The organism is Peribacillus simplex NBRC 15720 = DSM 1321 (assembly GCF_002243645.1).
Lineage (GTDB): Bacteria > Bacillota > Bacilli > Bacillales > DSM-1321 > Peribacillus > Peribacillus simplex.
Window position 1 is genome coordinate 989,791 of sequence record NZ_CP017704.1, and the last position, 18,132, is coordinate 1,007,922.

The window sequence follows — 18,132 nt, forward strand, 5'->3', positions numbered from 1 at the left end:
TCATTCCTTTTGCGTGCGAGATACTTCTGCCAGGATGCTTTTAGCTATATCCGCTTTACTCATTTTTGGAAGTTCTGTCGCACTTCCATCTTTATCGTAAATGGTCACGATGTTCGTATCCGTTCCAAATCCTGCCCCTGCGACTGTAACATTATTGGCAACGATCATATCTGCATTCTTTTTGACTAATTTTCCTCTTGCGTATTCTTCAACGTTGTTCGTTTCAGCCGCAAAGCCTACCAAGATCTGATGAGTTTTATTTTCACCGAGTTCTTTAAGGATATCCTTTGTCCGTTCAAATTCAATCACATTTTCCCCTGGCTGCTTTTTCATCTTTTGAGCATGATAAATCTTCGGTTTATAGTCAGCCACTGCAGCCGTCATGATTACGACGTCACTGGAATCGAACTGATCGAATACCGCATCATACATATCTGCTGCTGATTCCACTTGTATTACTCTAGCCTTGGAATGTGGCGTCAAGTTCACTGGGCCAGTAATCAATGTTACCTCAGCGCCCATTTCAATTGCCTGCTCAGCTAGGGCATAGCCCATTTTGCCGCTGGAATGATTCGTTACGAAACGCACCGGATCGATTGCTTCACGAGTCGGTCCTGCCGTTATCAAATATTTCTTTCCTTTTAGAGGCTGTTGCTCTGATTTGCGTTCACCGAAATATCGATTAAGATGTTCTACGATAGTTTCTGGTTCCTCCAATCGTCCCTTCCCTACATAACCGCAGGCCAAATACCCTTCACCCGGTTCAATGAATTGATATCCAAACGACCGTAGTGTCTCCATATTTTTCTGAACCGCTGGGTGGGCGTACATGTGCACGTTCATTGCCGGAGCAACCCAAACAGGTGCTTCCGTTGCCAGTAGTGTGGTCGTGATCATATCATCCGCGATTCCATTGGCTACCTTGCCAATGACATTCGCTGTAGCTGGAGCCAACAGGATGATATCAGCCCAATCAGCCAAGTCGATATGGGCAATGACTGAAGAATCCTTCTCATCAAAAGTATCTGTGTATACATCATTTCTCGAAAGGGCTTGAAAGGTGAGCGGCGTCACGAATTTACGTGCCGATTCACTCATGATCACTTTAACATGTGCACCTTCCTGAGTTAATTTACTTGTCAGGGCAGCAGCCTTATATACAGCAATCCCGCCGGTGACACAAAGAAGTACTTTTTTATCGATAAGCATGCAAATTTCCCCTAACTATACATTCTATTTTCTTCTAATTATGACGGAAAACCGAAGAAATTTCATTTGAAATGCGCAATAACCTATGGATTCCCCAAACATTCCATATCTTTGCCTGCTTTCATCAATGACTTCCGGTACTTTTTTTAAAAACCAAAACAAACAGGCCTGACACCTTGGCCGCAGGAAGGAAGCACTTTCCAAATGTAACGCTCCTGTTTGCTTTAGGGTGTCAGGCCCGATAGGTCAAGCTATGTGTTCTTTTAGTTTTCCTCGTAAGAATTATCGTAAGTCAATTTACCGGAATGAATTTCTTCAAGGGCACGACCTACTGACTTATGGGAAACCGGTTTAGTTATGAGGCAATTTTCTTTAATTTGCATTTCCCTGGCACGTTTAGCTGCCACTGATACAAGTGAGTATTTTGAATCGATTTTAAGTAATAGAGAATCAATTGATGGATATAACATTATTTATTCCGCCTCCAACATTTTTTTATATAAAACAGCAACTCTTTCCCGACGGCAATGCTCGGCAATTACAATTGCATTAATTCTAGCACATGCGGCATCCACATGATCATTTTCAACAACATAATCATACAGATCCATAAGTTCTATTTCTTCCTTGGCCACTTTCATCCGTCCTTTTATCGCTTCCTCCGTCTCGGTTCCGCGAGTAACGATACGGCTTTCGAGTTCGGTTAAACTCGGAGGAGCAAGGAAAATGAAAAGTCCTTCAGGGAATTTCTCCCGGACCTGTTTAGCACCTTGAACTTCTATTTCCAGAAATACATCTTTTCCGGAATCGATTGTTTCACGGACATAATCCACGGGTGTTCCATAATAATTACCGACGAACTCAGCATATTCCAGCAATTTGCCTTCTTCGATCAGTGCTTCGAATTCCTCGCGTTTTTTGAAGAAATAGTCCACTCCGTCCACTTCACCATGGCGAGGCAGCCGTGTCGTCATTGAAATTGAATATTCGAATGCCGTTCCTGGCTGAGAAAAAATTGCCTTCCTTACAGTTCCTTTACCAACACCGGATGGACCGGACAAAACGATTAATAAACCTTTTTCTCTCATATTGTTTCAGTTACCCCTCTTCTACGCTGTCATCTCTATCTTGAAGCCGTGCGGCAACCGTTTCCGGTTGAACGGCAGATAAGATAACATGGTCGCTGTCTGTAATTATAACGGCCCTAGTTCTTCTACCATATGTAGCATCTATTAAGGATCCGCGGTCTCGGGCGTCTTGAATGATCCTTTTAATCGGAGCCGATTCAGGGCTCACGATGGATACGATCCTGTTTGCGGAAACGATATTCCCAAAACCAATATTAATGAGCTTGATTGACATTTTTGTCCCCCATTCATATCTATTGTCACCTTGTTAGGTTCATCATAAACCGACTACTCGATATTTTGAACCTGTTCCTTTAATTTTTCAAGCAGACTTTTCATTTCCACCACTTCTTTGGTAATGGCCGAATCATTTGCCTTTGATCCAATCGTATTGACTTCCCTATTCATTTCCTGGACAAGGAAGTCAAGTTTTCTTCCAATTGGTTCACTATGGGTAAGCGTCCTTGAAAATTGCTGTACATGGCTATCGAGTCTGGTCAGTTCTTCATTTATATCACATTTGTCAGCAAAAATGGCCGATTCTGTCACAATGCGACTATCTTCAATCAATCCTTCAGTCAACTCGGCCAGTTTGATTTCCAGCCGGGCTTTATATTTTTCGACGACTGAAGGTGCAAGCATTTTGACCCCTGCAACAATCTCACCAAACTTATTAAGCTGGCGTTTCATGTCCAAGGCCAGTTCCTGACCTTCCAGATTCCGCATTTTTTTCAGATTTCCCAATGCCCCCGTGACAGCCTTCAATAACAGGGATTCCAAATCGGCAGGAACCGCAGGTACTTCTTCCGTCATGAAAATCGATTCAAGTTGCAGCATATCCTGTAAGGTAATGGAACTTTCCAGATTGTATTTTCCCTTGACTTCATCCATCAAACCCACATACTGATCAGCAAGATCCCAATCGATCTTCACCTTTTTGGAAACCAGGCTCTCACCTTCCACTGTAATGAAGATTTCCACCCGTCCCCTTCTTATGTATTGATTCGCCTTCTTCTTTACCTTTTCTTCCAAAACCAAAAGCTGGCGCGGCATTCGAATCGTATATTCACAAAAACGATGGTTCACGGTCTTAATTTCGGCAAAAACCTTGACCTGTTCGTTTTCCGCTTCATCTCTTCCATAGCCCGTCATACTGGTAACCATGGTTCCACATCCTATCAAACATAATGTAGTAATTTGGCCTTTAACATTCATTATATATTAGCTACAACACGAAAACGTTAGCTCAGAAATAAAATACTACAAAAATAAAAAGGCAATAGAGCAAGACTCTACCACCTTAAAGATTATATCATATATCATTGTGCTTTTCTTGCTAAAAAGGTTCCAGCCAGTAAAAAAGTTGGAATGGATGCCATTCCTATTACTAATAGCCAATCCCTTCCCGAAATCGGTACCGTATGAAAGATTGTTTGTAAAGGCTGCACATACATGACGGCTACCATCAATAATAGGGAGGACAATACCGCCCCCACTAGATAAAGGTTTCCGAATGGATTTCTCGAGAAAATCGAATGTTCGCTTCTGCAATCGAATACATGTATTAGCTGAGCCAGGACCAAGGTAGCGAACGCAATCGTTTGTGCATAAGCAAGGTTATCCGGATTTGCACGATATACTACATAAAATGCGATCAATGTAGAAATCCCGATCAGAAAACCGCGTGAGATGATCTTCCAGCCAAGCCCTCTTCCAAAAACACCTTCATTAGCATTTCTTGGATTCCTTTTCATTACATCTTCTTCTGCGGCATCCAGGCCTAACGCCATCGCAGGCAGTCCGTCGGTTACAAGGTTCACGAATAAGATCTGGATTGGTATCAAAGGTAATGGCAAGGCACATAGCATCGCAAAAAACATGACCAAAATCTCCCCAACATTGGAAGCAAGCAGGTAACGGATGAACTTCCTGATGTTTTCATAAATATTCCTGCCTTCTTTGATGGCTGATTTAATCGTGGCAAAATTATCGTCAACCAATATCAAGGATGAAGCTTCCTTAGCGACATCAGTCCCCGTGATGCCCATTGATATACCAATATCCGCTGATTTTATCGCAGGAGCATCATTGACACCATCCCCTGTCATTGCAACGACATGTCCTTTATTTTGCAAGGCTTTTACGATTTTTAACTTATGTTCCGGGGAAACGCGGGCAAATACCGAAACACTTTCTACAACTTCCTCAAGTTCCCCGACTTCCATGTCCGCCAATTGCCGACCTTCAAGTACACGGTCTTTTCCTTTTAAAATACCAAGTTCTTTAGCTATTGCCTTTGCGGTTATTACATGGTCGCCAGTAATCATGACAGTTTTGATCCCGGCATCCCGGCATTCCTTAACTGCCTGCTTCACTTCCGGACGTGGGGGATCGATCATGCCCTGCAGTCCCATGAAGGTCAAATTGCGCTCGGCTTCAGCTTCATGAAGCAAAATCGTTCCTTTTGAAAGGGGTTTATAACCAACAGCAATCATTCGAAGTGCCTGCGATGCAAGACCATTCATGTCCTGTTGCACCCTTTCCTTACTCTCCCGATTTAATATTTCCGACCTTCCTTCCCAAAGAATCGTGTCGGACTGGGCGATCAATACGTCAGGGGCCCCTTTTACGATGACGAAATGATTATCTTTATCATCCTTCACTATGACACTCATCATTTTGCGGTTCGAGTCAAATGGAAACTCCTTGACTATCGTAAACCTCTTAGACAAGTGTTCCCTCGTCAATCCCGCTTTCATTGCTGCGACCAACATCGCCCCTTCTGTCGGATCACCGTCTAAAATATATTGTTTACCATTCTCCTTTAACTCTGCTTTGTTACAGAGCATGCCGAATGTAATAATTTGAAGCAAGGCATTATGGTTTTTCGGTGCAACTGAAACTCCCTCTAAAGAAAACTCTCCGACAGGATTATAACCAGTACCGCCGACATCCCAAGTTTTCCCTCCACTCCAAACCTTCGTCACCGTCATTTTGTTTTGTGTCAGTGTACCTGTCTTATCTGAGCAAATCACCGTTGCGCAGCCAAGCGTTTCTACGGCAGGAAGCTTGCGGACAATCGCTTTTTGTTTGATCATTCGCTGAACGCCTAAAGACAAGGCTACGGTCACAATGGCTGGCAAGCCTTCGGGAATCGCTGCAACAGCCAAGGATACTCCGGCCAAAAACATCGTATAGAGGTCATGCCCTTGAATGACGCCAGTAAGGACCACGATTACAGTTAATATTAAAGCCGTGACGATCAAAATTTTGCCTAGCTGCTCCAACCGCCGTTGAAGCGGTGTTTCTTTTGTTTCTGCAGTCTGTAGGAGGTCCGCAATCTTGCCCATTGCCGTATTCATTCCTGTAGCGGTTACGATCCCGACTCCATTTCCTCTTGTTACCATCGTTCCCATAAAAGCCATATTTTCCTGATCACCGATACCTTCGACCTCATTCATCAACGGATCAGAACATTTAACAGCAGGAAGTGACTCGCCGGTAAGTGCAGACTCTTCTATTTCAAGGCTTGAATGGTCGATGATCCGTAAATCGGCACCAATTCGGTCACCGCTCGAGAACTTCAGGATATCCCCTACAGCGACTTCTCTCGAAGGGATTTTCAGCCATTGGCCATCCCGAAGAACGTTAACTTGCGGCGCTGCCATTTCCTTTAGCGCATCCAGGGATTTTTCAGCTTTCCGTTCTTGAAAAAAACCAAGTAATCCATTCAAAAAAACAATCGCCATGATGGCAATCGCATCGATATATTCACCCAATATCCCGGAGACTAACGTCGCGGCAAGTAAAACTATAACCATGAAATCTTTGAATTGGGCGAAAAATAAAAGAATGGCAGACTGTTTTTCTCCTTCCTTCAATTCGTTAAAGCCATGCTTACGCAGCCTGTCCTTTACTTCATCATCGTCCAAACCGTGTGTAACGTTTGTTTGAAGCGCTTTCTCCATTTCTTGATTATTCATTTCCTTGAACTCCATCAAGTATCACACATCCCTTTGAATAGAATGAAATAGGCTCCTGTATACATATCAACAGGCGCTCTTTGCTTTACTCATCCAACACCTGCCTGCTTACCGATACATAAAACAACCTGCTCTTCTTCCATGATTATTCAGACTCGTCCAAAATAATGCTATAATTAAACAGAATTGCGGAAAGAAGAACGATCCGGATAATATAATGAATGAACGACCGCTAATCATGATGAATGGACAAAATTTGCAATTAATCTCAGGAACCTAAAAAAAGCAGCCATTCAATATACCTGAACTGCAACTCCAGCTTTAAACCCAGTTCGCTAAAAATTTGTGATACAGCTAAAATGGGCAGCCCTGATGAATTAATAACGCCTAGCAAAATGAGTATCTTAGAAAATCTTATGTAAAGGAAGTAAAAATAGAATGTCATTTGATGGATTATTTACGAAAGCGATGACGGAAGAAATCGCTTCTTTATTAAAAGGTGGACGAATCAATAAGGTCCATCAACCTTATAAAAATGAAGTAATACTGGTTGTTCGTGCTGGAGGTAAGAACCATAAGCTCTTATTATCAGCACACCCAAGTTATTCAAGGGTGCAATTGACCGAGGAAAGTTACGAAAACCCCAAAGAAGCACCCATGTTCTGTATGCTTCTTAGGAAGCACCTCGAAGGCTATACGATAGAAGATATTTATCAATATGAACTTGATAGGATGATCATTTTTGAAGTGAAGGGCCGCAATGAGCTCGGTGATGTCTCTCAAAAGCAGTTAATCATCGAAATCATGGGGCGTCACAGCAACATTGTTTTAGTCGATAAAGAACGTAATATGATTTTGGACAGCATTAAGCACGTTTCACATGCCGTTAACAGTTATCGGGCGATATTGCCCGGTCAGGAATATAAGGCTCCGCCCGCACAAGAAAAGAATAATCCCTTCGAGGCTACCGAGGATGATATCAGGAAAAATATTGACTTCAATGCAGGAAAGCTGGATCGGCAGCTTGTTGCCCATTTTTCAGGAGTTTCACCATTAGTTGCAAAGGAAGCCGTCTACCGGGCTGGACTTGCCAACAGCACGACCCTTCCATCAGCTTTTTTAAGGATTATCCAAGAAATATCGGAACAGAACTATGCTGCGACGATCAAACAAGATGGAAATAAAGAAGTTTTTTATATGCTTGCACTAGAGCATCTGACTGGAAATCAACGTACGTTTTCTTCATTGAGCGAGATGCTCGACCGCTATTACTTCGGAAAGGCAGAAAGAGATCGGGTTAAGCAAAAGAGCCAGGATGTAGAACGTTTCATTACTAATGAAATCGAAAAGAACTCAAAAAAAATCGGGAAGCTCGAACGTACATTAAAAGATACAGAACGCGGAGAACAGTATCAGTTGTTCGGTGAGCTGCTTACAGCTAATCTATATCAAATGAAAAAAGGCATGAAGGAAATAGAAGTTGTCAATTATTATGATGAAGAACAAAGTATGGTCACCATCCCGCTTGACCCATTAAAAAATCCATCAGATAATGCACAAAAGTACTTCTCCAGATATCAAAAGTCCAAAAATGCAGTCGGAGTCGTCCAAGAACAAATCGAAAAAACAAAATTGGAATTGGCCTACTTTGAAGCCTTGCATCAGCAGCTCCAATCAGCGTCACCTAGAGATATAGAGGAGATTCGCGAAGAACTACAGGAAGAAGGATACATTAGGCAAAAAAAGAAAAAAGGCATGAAAAAGCCTGCAAATGCAAAACCGCAGCTTGAAACTTATTATGCTACAGATGGAGATCTCATTTTTGTCGGGAAGAATAATAAACAAAATGATTATCTTACGAATAAGTTTGCACGCCGTGATGAAATATGGCTTCATACCAAAGATATACCTGGCTCACATGTTGTGATTCGAAATGAAGCGCCAAGTGAAAAAACGATAAAAGAGGCAGCCGTATTAGCAGCTTTCTTCAGTAAAGCAAAGCAATCGAGCTCAGTCCCTGTTGACTTCACACAAGTTCGCCATGTTAAGAAACCGAATGGTTCTAAGCCCGGGTTCGTGATCTACGACCAGCAGCAGACCGTATATATTACACCGGATGCCGATACCGTCATACGCTTAAAGGAAGCGGTAAAGGATTAAATGGTAAAAAAATAGAGGTGACCCAATCCTACATGATTGGGCCACCTCTATTTTCATGCTGAAATCCAAGCAGTATCAGCCGGATTTTCCCGCCATTTTTTTAGCTTTTCCAATTCTTCTGCTGTGATGTACCCTTTTTCATTAGCGACTTTTATCAAAGTTGAGTAGTCACTCAACGAATGGTTAATAATGCCCTCAGCATCGAACTTTTCTTTTCCCTTTTCCAATTCGTAAGTAAAGATCGAAACGACTCCTAGAACATCACAACCAGCTTGTTTCAGCGCGTTAACAGCAGTAATCACACTTCCGCCGGTTGATATCAAGTCTTCCACAACCACCACTTTTTGTCCTGGAACTGCGCGGCCTTCGATTTGATTGCCCTTTCCGTGCTCCTTGGCTTTGGATCGAACATAGCACATCGGTGCATTTAATTTTTCACTCACCCAAGCTGCATGCGGAATGCCGGCAGTTGCTGTGCCTGCAACCAGTTCAACCTCAGGGAAATGCTCTTCAATCAATCCTTTCAATCCTTCCGCTATTTCATTGCGAACCTCTGGGTATGAAAGGGTTAAGCGGTTGTCACAATAAATTGGTGATTGAATTCCAGATGCCCAAGTAAAGGGGTCATTCGGCTGTAGGTACACTGCTTTTATTTCCAATAGATGTTCAGCTATCTTATTATTTAACATGATATTCCCTCCCAAGCTGCTTTCATATCCAAATACGCCCTTAATGGATCTGCCGCCCCCGTTATGGCTCTCCCTACAACGATGGCATCCGCTCCAAAATCCCTCGCCTGTTCAGGCGTGGCAATTCTCTTTTGATCATGCGTCTGTCCACCTGCACTTCGGATTCCAGGTGTGACCGTTAAGAATTCATGACCGATGCGTTCATGTATCTTCTTTACTTCATGGGTGGAACAGACGACGCCATCCAATCCTGCCTGTCTAGTAAGTTTTGCATAATGGAGGACCGAATCCTCCAGAGATCCGGCAATGTTTTGCTCAACATTCATTTGTTCTTGTGACGTGCTCGTCAGTTGGGTAACCCCTATGCATAATGGACGTTTTTTCCCAGCGGACGTTCCCTTATCCAGACCTTCCATGGCTGCTTCCATCATCTTTTGTCCACCAGCAGCATGTACATTGACCATGTCAGCACCTAAAGTTGCCAATCCTGTCATGGCCATTTTGACCGTATTCGGAATATCATGAAGCTTCAAGTCCAAAAACACATCGTGCCCTTGCTCTTTTACGAAAGAAATTATTGATGGTCCATTCTGATAAAATAATTCCATCCCCACTTTTACAGCCAGTTTTTCCGATTGGAACTGTTTTAGGAATTCTTCTGTTTGAATGAGGTCAGGGAAATCAAGAGCGATAATTAGCGACTGTTTCATTTTGCTTCCAGCTCCTTCCGATACATTCTGAAATATGGTCAAATCCCAGCTCATCCAACAATTTCGGTAATTCTTCGATGATGGTCGGGCATACAAAGGGATCCACGAAGTTGGCGGTTCCCACCGCAACAGCACTGGCACCCGCATAGAAAAATTCAATGACGTCTTCCGCTGTAGCGATGCCGCCCATTCCGATTATTGGAATAGACACTTGCTGGCTAACCTCATAAATCATCCGGAGCGCAACAGGTTTTATTGCAGGACCAGATAATCCACCCGTTCTGTTCGAAAGGATCGGCCTGCCAGTTTTTAAATCCAATCGCATGCCGACTAATGTGTTTATCATTGTCAACCCGTCGGCTCCGCCTTCTTCTACAGCTTTGGCCATTTCCACAATGTTACTGACATTCGGTGAAAGCTTTACATATACAGGAACCGAAGATACTTCCTTGACCGCCTTGGTTACCTCTTTGGCAACTTCCGGTACCGTCCCGAAAGCTATGCCTCCTTCTTTTACATTCGGACAAGAGATATTCAATTCGAGTGCTTTTACATTCCCGACCTTACTTATGTCACTGGCTACCTTTACATAGTCAGCTATTTGTGAACCCGCAACGTTGGCGATGATTGGGACATCATACCCACCTAGCCAGGCCAGTTCTTCACTGATGACCTTTTCTAAACCTGGATTCTGCAGCCCGATGGCGTTCAGCATTCCCGAAGAGGTCTCCGCTACACGCGGAGTCGGGTTACCGAACCTCGGTTCAGGAGTGGTCGCTTTGATCATGATCGCTCCAAGAACATCCAAGTCGAAAAATTGACTGTATTCACGGCCGAAACCAAAGCATCCAGATGCTGGCATGACCGGGTTTTTCAAGTGTAATCCTGGTAACTCAACTGAAAGCCTGTTCATAATAGCACCTCTCCTGCCCGGAATACGGGTCCATCACTGCATACCTTTTTATAACTGAAACCAGTTGGATCATCCCCTGTATGACATACGCAGGCAAAGCATGCACCGATGCCGCAACCCATCCTTTCCTCGAGGGACAAGAAAAGTTTTTTCTCACGATAGCCCGCTTCCAATGCTTTTAACATTGGTGTAGGGCCGCATGAAAAGATCGTTGCAAACTCCTGCTCCAGGTTGTCAATCACAGTCGTAACAAATCCTTTTGTCCCATATGAACCATCCACTGTGGCAATATGGGTATCACCTAATTCACTAAACTCTTTTTCATAAAAGATGGCTGACTTGGTCTGGAAGCCCAATACATGGATTACCCTGACACCATTCGCAACCAACATCTGTGATAATTGATACAGGGGCGGGACACCAATCCCACCACCAACCAATAACGCTGTTTCGCCCTTCTTCGCTTCATGAACGGGAAATCCGTTGCCAAGGGGTCCAAGGATATCGACCGCTTCTGCTTGTTTACGCTGTGATAACAACGTTGTTCCTTTACCTTCAGCCCGATAAATCATCGTGAACTGTTTTTCACTGCCATTATAAGAAGAAATTGAAATCGGGCGTCTTAACAATGGCTCAGTACCATCTGTTGTCTTGACTTGGACAAACTGGCCTGGTTGCTTCATCTCTGAAACCAATTCACCTTGCAGAGTAAGTTCAAAGATGGATGGGGCCAGTTCTTTATGAGTTAACACCTTCATTCTTTCCTTCTTGATCATATATAGCTCACCTCACGACTTATTTCCGTTTTTCCCATCGCTTCTGCCGAGAAGGTCATGGATTCTATCACTCTTAAAATGGCTTCTGCCGTATCGAGTGATGTTAGGCATGTCACTCCATTTTCAACCGATTCACGTCGGATTCTAAAACCATCGCGTTCCGGCTGCTTTCCTTTGGTCAAAGTGTTAATGACAAATTGTGCATCCCCGTTTCGGATAACATCCAGTAGGTTTGTACCTTCTTCGCCAATTTTACCGACAATTGCAGTCGGGATGCCGGATTGCTCCAATAGGGCAGCAGTTCCGCTGGTGGCTATCAGCTTGAAACCGATATTATGGAAACGTCTTGCTAAAAGCAGCGCCTCTTGCTTATCTTTATCCGATATCGTCAATAAGACCGAACCATGCCCTTCAATTTTGAAGCCGGAAGCGACCAGGCCTTTATATAAAGCCTTTTCAAGTGTGCTATCTTTCCCCATTACTTCACCAGTCGATTTCATTTCAGGTCCAAGCGAAATGTCCACACCTCTTAATTTCGCAAAAGAGAAGACCGGCACTTTCACATAGACCCCAGATTGTTCTGGCACTAATCCTGATTGGTAACCTTGGCTTTCAAGCGAGTGGCCCAAGATGACCTTCGTTGCTAAGTTAGCCATCGGCACATTCGTAATTTTACTTAAGAATGGAACGGTTCGGCTAGAACGTGGATTTACTTCAATGACATACACTTCTTCATTGCTGATGACATATTGAATGTTCAAGAGACCAATTATATTCAAGCCTTTTGCCAATCGGGTCGTATAGTCGATGATTACTTCTTTTTGTTTTTCCGTTAAATTTTGAGGCGGATAGACTGCAATCGAATCACCGGAATGGACGCCGGCACGTTCGATATGCTCCATGATCCCTGGGATAACGACCGTTTCGCCATCGGAAATGCCATCGACTTCGACTTCCTTACCCGTCAAGTAGCGGTCTATCAAGACAGGATGATCTGGATTTATTTTCACGGCATTTTTCATGTAATGCAGCAATTCCTCTTGTTTATAGACGATTTCCATCGCTCTTCCTCCGAGTACGTACGATGGCCTTACTAATACCGGGTAACCAATGTCTTCGGCAATGACGATCGCTTCATCAACCGATGTTGCGGTTTTACCTTTTGGCTGCGGAATGCCTAAATCCTTAAGTGCCTTTTCGAATTTATTACGATTTTCCGCCCTATCCAGGTCTTCAAGTGAAGTACCAAGGATCTTCACTCCTCTTTCAACAAGACCATCTGCAAGGTTGATCGCTGTCTGTCCGCCAAACTGGACGATGACCCCTTCTGGTTTTTCCAAATCGATGACATGCATGACATCTTCAAGAGTCAATGGTTCGAAATAAAGTTTGTCGGAGATACTGAAGTCCGTTGAAACTGTTTCGGGATTGTTGTTAATGATGATCGCTTCATATCCCGCTTCTTTAATTGCCCATACCGAATGTACGGTCGCATAATCAAACTCTACTCCTTGCCCTATCCGAATTGGGCCAGACCCCAGAACAATGACACTTTTCTTGTCAGTAACGATGGATTCATTTTCATCTTCGTAAGTTCCATAAAAATACGGTGTTTCCGATTCGAACTCGGCAGCACATGTATCGACCATTTTGTAAACAGGGATGATCCCTTGCTTTTTCCGGTACTCATAGACGTCAATTTCGGGAACTTCCCAGATTTCTGCAATCGTTTTGTCAGAAAACCCTAGTTCTTTAGCCTTTTGCAATACTTCACTATCAAAGGAATGTTCTTGAAGTTCCTTTTCAAAGTCGATTATCTTTTTCAACTTATGCAAGAAGAATAAATCGATCTCGCTCCATTCGTGAATGGTTTCGATCGTCTTCCCTCTTCTTAATGCTTCGCCGATATAGAATAACCGTTCATCTCCAGCTTTTCGGATCCGTTTCTCTATTTTTTCATCCTCAAACTCGTCATTCAATTCAAGATGGTATATACCCGCTTCAAGGGAACGGACAGCTTTTAAGATTGATTCCTCGAATGTACGGCCGATTGCCATAACTTCCCCGGTCGCTTTCATTTGGGTCCCGAGCCTACGGTTGGCGCTTTCGAACTTATCAAAAGGCCAGCGCGGAATTTTCGTAACGACATAGTCCAGTGCCGGTTCAAAGCTGGCATAGGTTTTGCCAGTGACAGGGTTCATCATTTCATCAAGCGTCAAACCAACGGCTATCTTTGCTGCAAGTTTTGCAATTGGATATCCTGTTGCTTTTGAAGCAAGTGCCGACGAACGGCTGACCCTTGGGTTCACTTCAATGACATAATATTGATAGCTGTTTGGATCTAGCGCAAGCTGAACATTACATCCACCTTCAATTTTCAAGGCACGGATAATCTTCAAAGAGGTATTTCTAAGCATTTGATACTCTCTGTCACTTAATGTTTGGCTTGGTGCGGCAACTATTGAATCGCCTGTATGGACACCGACAGGATCGAAGTTTTCCATATTACAAACGACTATTGCATTATCATTGGAATCACGCATCACTTCATATTCCACTTCTTTGAAACCGGCAATGCTCTTCTCAAGCAAACATTGGTGAACCGGGCTGCTTTTCAGGCCACCCTCAACAATCTCGATCAGCTGCTCTTCGTTATCACAAATCCCACCGCCTGTTCCACCAAGCGTGAAGGCTGGACGAACAATGACAGGATAGCCGACTCGTTCAACGAATGTATATGCCTCTTCCAAGTTATGAATAATGTCGCTGTCAGGTACTGGTTCCCCTAGATCGTTCATTAGCGTACGGAAAAGGTCACGGTCTTCCGCTTGTTGGATAGCTGAAAGTTTGGTCCCAAGAATCTGCACATTGCATTCTTCCAGGATTCCTGCTTCGGCAAGTTCGACTGCCATGTTCAAGCCAGTCTGTCCGCCCAAGGTAGGTAACAGTGCATCCGGGCGCTCTTTACGAATGATTTTGCTGACAAATTCCAATGTGATTGGTTCGATATAAACCGCGTCAGCCATTTCACTGTCTGTCATGATTGTAGCAGGGTTAGAGTTAATCAGGATCACTCGATAACCCTCTTCTTTTAAGGCTATACACGCTTGGGTTCCTGCATAATCGAACTCGGCGGCCTGTCCGATGACGATCGGACCGGAACCAATTACTAGGATGCTTTTTATATCAGTGCGTTTTGGCATGTTTTTTCCCCCTTGTTGGTTGCAGCTTCAATCATTTGTAAGAATTCATTGAATAAGTAGTTGGCATCTTCCGGCCCCGGTGATGCTTCCGGGTGATATTGTACGGTGAAAGCCGGATACTTTTTATGGCGCAGACCTTCAATCGTATCATCATTCAATGCTGTATGTGTCACAATAAGATCTGTACTTTCAATTGAAAGCTCTTCAACTGTATATCCATGATTTTGAGATGTGATGGATACCTTTCCGGTACGAAGGTCCTTAACCGGATGATTAGAACCCCGATGGCCGAATTTTAATTTTTCCGTATCCGCCCCGTTTGCAAGTGCAAATAATTGATGTCCTAAACAGATTCCGAATAACGGCACTTGCGTTTGGATTGTACGGATCATTTCAAGCGTCTCATGAACACTTTTCGGATCTCCAGGACCGTTCGAAAGCATCACGCCATCCGGATGATATTGCATCACTTCTTCGGCCGTGACGTTATAAGGCACAACCACGACATCACAGCCGCGTTTCGTCAACTCACGTAAAATCCCATGCTTCATGCCATAGTCTACAAGAACTACCCGCGGGCCTCTGCCCGGGCTGGAATAAGGTGCTTTTGTTGAAACCTGTTTCACTTGATTAGAAGGAATCACCGTTGCTTTCAACTGGGAAACCACTTCTTTTGCATCTTTATTGATATTGCAGAGCGCCCCTTTAAGTGCACCTGATTTCCTGATGATTCTTGTCAGCTTTCTCGTATCGATTCCGCTTATTCCAGGTATGTTCTTCATTTTCAGATATTCATCAAGTGATAATTGGTTTCGCCAGTTGGAAGGAAGTTCTGCTGTTTCCTTAACGACGAATCCTGATATCGCTGGATTGATGGATTCAAAGTCATCCCGGTTTATCCCGTAGTTCCCGATTAATGGATACGTAAGTGTAACGATTTGACCGCAATAGGATGGATCGGATAGAATCTCCTGGTACCCCGTCATTCCTGTGTTAAAAACGACTTCACCTATTTTTTCTACGTCCCCTCCGAATGCTTCCCCAAGGAATACTGTCCCGTCTTCTAAAATTAGCTGTCTTTTCATTCTTGAACACGTCCTTTTTCCCAAGCTATTTTTCCTTCCGCAATCGTCATGACTGGCCAGCCATAACATTTCTTTTCATTAAAAGGTGTATTTTTTCCTTTTGAAGCAAACTCTTCAGAATTAATTTCTTTTTCCGTTTCCAAATCGATGAGCACGATATCCGCAACAGTACCTTCCTTTAGCTCTCCATAAGGAAGGGAGAAACTTTCAGATGGTTTGATTGTCATGAAATCAATCAATTGCTTTAATGTTATGATGCCCTTTTTAACCAATTCGGTGTAAAGCAGCGGGAAGGCCGTTTCCAAACCTACTATTCCGAAAGGAGCCAGCTGCATTCCCTGCGCTTTTTCCTCTGCCGTATGCGGGGCATGGTCTGTTGCTATAAAATCGATGGTTCCGTCAAGCAGTCCTTCTATCAACGCATCCCGATCTTCACGGCCCCTTAATGGCGGGTTCATTTTATAATTCGGATCAAGTCCCGGTATATCATCTTCACACAATAATAAGTGATGCGGAGTAACTTCGGCTGTGACGCGGATACCAGCGCGTTTGGCATCCCTTACCGTCCTTACCGATTCCTTCGTGGATATATGGCAAACGTGATAATGGCAGTCCGCCGCTTCCGCAAGGAGGATATCCCGGGCAATATGCACAGCTTCACATACGGACGGAATTCCATTGATCCCCTGTTCTTTTGAGAATCTTCCTTCATGGACGGAGCCTTTATTGATTAAGCTATTGTCTTCACAATGGGCAACAATGGCCATATCTTGAGCGGCTGCCCGTTTCATCGCTTCCAGCATCATCCCGGCTTCTTGAATGCCTACGCCATCGTCAGTAAAGGCGAAAGCACCCGTTTGTTTTAACGAAGTAAAGTCGGTCAACTCCTTGCCTGCTTCCCTTATCGTTATGGATGCATATGGAAGTACCCTGACATGAGCCGTTTCTTCAATTTTCCTGTTAAGCGCTTCAAGGTTCTCCACTGTATCAGGAACTGGCCTTGTATTAGGCATCGCCGCTACCGTAGTGAAACCGCCTCTTGCCGCTGCAAGCGTTCCACTTGCGATTGTTTCTTTATGTTCACCGCCCGGTTCGCGTAAATGGACATGCAGGTCAACAAAACCTGATGTAATAAGTAACCCTTCAGCGTCAACTACTTTACAGTTTTCCGTTGCCAAGTTCTCGCCAATTTTTGTGATGACCTTGCCTTCTATTTCAATGTCCGCTTTTTTGAATGAGTTTTGATTATCTAGCAATACTCCATTTTTGATTACTGTTTTCATTAGTGTTTCCCCCTTCGGATTGTTCAAGCACATTTTTTAATACAGCCATTCTAATGAACACGCCATTTTCCATTTGTTTAAAAATTCTTGAGCGGCTGCATTCGACTAAATCACTGTCAATTTCAACACCGCGGTTTATTGGTGCAGGATGCATGATGATCGCATCCGGTTTCATATTTTTTTCACGTTGTTTGGTCAGGCCGAAACTTTTCAGATAATCTCCATTTGCCTGATCGTATTTTTCAATATGCCTTTCATGCTGTATTCTGAGCAGCATGACCACATCCGATGTAGCTACCGCATGATCGATGTCTTCATACCTTCCTAAACTGTTTGTTCTGTCAAACCATTCAGGCGGACCCGAAAATACGACATTCGCTCCTAAACGAGTTAATGCTTCTGCATTCGATTTCGCAACCCGACTATGCCTCACATCACCGATTATCGCAATCTTCAGACCTTTGAAACTTTTAAACTCTTGTTTTATCGTCAATAAGTCCAGTAATGATTGGGTTGGATGATTTCCGCAGCCATCCCCTGCATTGATTATTGGAATCCCGATCTTCTCATTCAATTCGTCAAAATAATTATCCTGTTCATGACGGATGATCAAGGCATTTACACCTATTGCTTCTAACGTTTTAACAGTGTCATACAAGGTTTCGCCTTTTAACACGGATGATGTACCTGCATCAAAAGGAATGACCTCAAGTCCCAATTTTCTTTCAGCCATTTCAAAGCTTGTTTTTGTACGTGTACTTGGTTCAAAGAAGAGATTGGCAACTGTGGTCTGCTGCTTTGGATTCCAGCTAGATCCGTTGGCAAAACACTCTGCCTCATGTAAAATTCTTTCAATTTCAGTTAAAGTCAATTCATTCATGGTCAATAATTTTTTCATAGATCCTGCTCCTTTCACATTTGTGATGCGGGGCATAAAAAATACCCCGCCATTAAGGACAGGGTGTAGGTCATAAAGATTGTGAGGACACGGAAT

The 18,132-nt window shown here is 43.5% G+C and carries 15 protein-coding genes; 1 reads left to right on the top strand and 14 read right to left on the bottom strand.

Features of this window, described 5'->3' with window-relative positions; all coding sequences use genetic code 11:
- The 6 genes from coaBC to BS1321_RS04570 all read right to left on the bottom strand — a co-directional run bounded on the left by coaBC (position 1) and on the right by BS1321_RS04570 (position 6,334).
- Positions 1 to 1,209, bottom strand: coding sequence for a bifunctional phosphopantothenoylcysteine decarboxylase/phosphopantothenate--cysteine ligase CoaBC (gene coaBC, locus BS1321_RS04540; protein ID WP_063231905.1), 1,209 nt, complete (start codon positions 1,207 to 1,209; stop codon positions 1 to 3).
- Positions 1,210 to 1,472: 263 nt separating this feature from the next.
- The gene (gene rpoZ, locus BS1321_RS04550; RefSeq protein ID WP_063231907.1) at positions 1,473 to 1,679 is read right to left on the bottom strand and encodes a DNA-directed RNA polymerase subunit omega; all 207 of its coding nucleotides are present in this window, start codon (positions 1,677 to 1,679) and stop codon (positions 1,473 to 1,475) included.
- Positions 1,680 to 1,682: 3 nt separating this feature from the next.
- A complete protein-coding gene (gene gmk, locus BS1321_RS04555; protein ID WP_034313809.1) occupies positions 1,683 to 2,297 on the bottom strand; it encodes a guanylate kinase in 615 nt (204 codons plus the stop codon).
- 10 nt (positions 2,298 to 2,307) lie between these two features.
- Entirely contained in the window at positions 2,308 to 2,571 is a 264-nt protein-coding gene (gene remA, locus BS1321_RS04560) for an extracellular matrix/biofilm regulator RemA (protein ID WP_034313813.1), read from the bottom strand.
- Between the two features lie 53 nt (positions 2,572 to 2,624).
- Complete coding sequence (locus tag BS1321_RS04565) at positions 2,625 to 3,500, bottom strand: YicC/YloC family endoribonuclease (RefSeq protein ID WP_063231908.1); 876 nt, start codon at positions 3,498 to 3,500, stop codon at positions 2,625 to 2,627.
- A gap of 155 nt (positions 3,501 to 3,655) precedes the next feature.
- Positions 3,656 to 6,334 carry a calcium-translocating P-type ATPase, SERCA-type gene (locus BS1321_RS04570; RefSeq protein ID WP_063232129.1) on the bottom strand — a complete coding sequence of 893 codons (2,679 nt, stop codon included), beginning with the start codon at positions 6,332 to 6,334 and terminating at the stop codon, positions 3,656 to 3,658.
- Positions 6,335 to 6,757: 423 nt separating this feature from the next.
- Between BS1321_RS04570 and BS1321_RS04575 the strand changes: the two genes are divergently transcribed.
- Entirely contained in the window at positions 6,758 to 8,479 is a 1,722-nt protein-coding gene (locus BS1321_RS04575; protein WP_063231909.1) for an Rqc2 family fibronectin-binding protein, read from the top strand.
- A 53-nt stretch (positions 8,480 to 8,532) separates the two neighbouring features.
- On the opposite strand, the gene pyrE is transcribed toward BS1321_RS04575, so the two are convergent.
- From pyrE to BS1321_RS04615, 8 genes are read right to left on the bottom strand one after another with little or no spacing between them, the layout of a single operon-like run.
- Positions 8,533 to 9,168, bottom strand: a complete 636-nt coding sequence (gene pyrE / locus BS1321_RS04580; RefSeq protein ID WP_063231910.1) for an orotate phosphoribosyltransferase — start codon at positions 9,166 to 9,168, stop codon at positions 8,533 to 8,535.
- Entirely contained in the window at positions 9,162 to 9,878 is a 717-nt protein-coding gene (gene pyrF / locus BS1321_RS04585) for an orotidine-5'-phosphate decarboxylase (protein WP_063231911.1), read from the bottom strand. Before pyrF ends, pyrE begins: the two co-directional genes overlap by 7 nt.
- Positions 9,850 to 10,791: a dihydroorotate dehydrogenase gene (locus BS1321_RS04590; RefSeq protein WP_063231912.1), complete on the bottom strand. Its 942-nt coding sequence runs from the start codon at positions 10,789 to 10,791 to the stop codon at positions 9,850 to 9,852. Before BS1321_RS04590 ends, pyrF begins: the two co-directional genes overlap by 29 nt.
- A complete protein-coding gene (locus tag BS1321_RS04595; RefSeq protein ID WP_063231913.1) occupies positions 10,788 to 11,567 on the bottom strand; it encodes a dihydroorotate dehydrogenase electron transfer subunit in 780 nt (259 codons plus the stop codon). Before BS1321_RS04595 ends, BS1321_RS04590 begins: the two co-directional genes overlap by 4 nt.
- Complete coding sequence (gene carB / locus BS1321_RS04600) at positions 11,564 to 14,770, bottom strand: carbamoyl-phosphate synthase large subunit (RefSeq protein WP_063231914.1); 3,207 nt, start codon at positions 14,768 to 14,770, stop codon at positions 11,564 to 11,566. The genes BS1321_RS04595 and carB overlap by 4 nt, the downstream gene beginning before the upstream one ends.
- The gene (locus BS1321_RS04605; protein WP_063231915.1) at positions 14,749 to 15,855 is read right to left on the bottom strand and encodes a carbamoyl phosphate synthase small subunit; all 1,107 of its coding nucleotides are present in this window, start codon (positions 15,853 to 15,855) and stop codon (positions 14,749 to 14,751) included. The genes carB and BS1321_RS04605 overlap by 22 nt, the downstream gene beginning before the upstream one ends.
- Entirely contained in the window at positions 15,852 to 17,138 is a 1,287-nt protein-coding gene (locus BS1321_RS04610) for a dihydroorotase (protein WP_063231916.1), read from the bottom strand. Before BS1321_RS04610 ends, BS1321_RS04605 begins: the two co-directional genes overlap by 4 nt.
- A complete protein-coding gene (locus BS1321_RS04615) occupies positions 17,101 to 18,036 on the bottom strand; it encodes an aspartate carbamoyltransferase catalytic subunit (RefSeq protein WP_063232130.1) in 936 nt (311 codons plus the stop codon). The genes BS1321_RS04610 and BS1321_RS04615 overlap by 38 nt, the downstream gene beginning before the upstream one ends.
- Between the last annotated feature and the right edge of the window lie 96 nt (positions 18,037 to 18,132).

Bases quoted from the DNA above. Each gene is read 5' to 3' on its own strand.
- coaBC (WP_063231905.1), bottom strand. From the start codon at position 1,209: ATGCTTATCGATAAAAAAGTACTTCTTTGTGTCACCGGCGGGATTGCT.
- rpoZ (WP_063231907.1), bottom strand. From the start codon at position 1,679: ATGTTATATCCATCAATTGATTCTCTATTACTTAAAATCGATTCAAAA.
- gmk (WP_034313809.1), bottom strand. From the start codon at position 2,297: ATGAGAGAAAAAGGTTTATTAATCGTTTTGTCCGGTCCATCCGGTGTT.
- remA (WP_034313813.1), bottom strand. From the start codon at position 2,571: ATGTCAATCAAGCTCATTAATATTGGTTTTGGGAATATCGTTTCCGCA.
- BS1321_RS04565 (WP_063231908.1), bottom strand. From the start codon at position 3,500: ATGGTTACCAGTATGACGGGCTATGGAAGAGATGAAGCGGAAAACGAA.
- BS1321_RS04570 (WP_063232129.1), bottom strand. From the start codon at position 6,334: ATGGAGTTCAAGGAAATGAATAATCAAGAAATGGAGAAAGCGCTTCAA.
- BS1321_RS04575 (WP_063231909.1), top strand. From the start codon at position 6,758: ATGTCATTTGATGGATTATTTACGAAAGCGATGACGGAAGAAATCGCT.
- pyrE (WP_063231910.1), bottom strand. From the start codon at position 9,168: ATGTTAAATAATAAGATAGCTGAACATCTATTGGAAATAAAAGCAGTG.
- pyrF (WP_063231911.1), bottom strand. From the start codon at position 9,878: ATGAAACAGTCGCTAATTATCGCTCTTGATTTCCCTGACCTCATTCAA.
- BS1321_RS04590 (WP_063231912.1), bottom strand. From the start codon at position 10,791: ATGAACAGGCTTTCAGTTGAGTTACCAGGATTACACTTGAAAAACCCG.
- BS1321_RS04595 (WP_063231913.1), bottom strand. From the start codon at position 11,567: ATGATCAAGAAGGAAAGAATGAAGGTGTTAACTCATAAAGAACTGGCC.
- carB (WP_063231914.1), bottom strand. From the start codon at position 14,770: ATGCCAAAACGCACTGATATAAAAAGCATCCTAGTAATTGGTTCCGGT.
- BS1321_RS04605 (WP_063231915.1), bottom strand. From the start codon at position 15,855: ATGAAAAGACAGCTAATTTTAGAAGACGGGACAGTATTCCTTGGGGAA.
- BS1321_RS04610 (WP_063231916.1), bottom strand. From the start codon at position 17,138: ATGAAAACAGTAATCAAAAATGGAGTATTGCTAGATAATCAAAACTCA.
- BS1321_RS04615 (WP_063232130.1), bottom strand. From the start codon at position 18,036: ATGAAAAAATTATTGACCATGAATGAATTGACTTTAACTGAAATTGAA.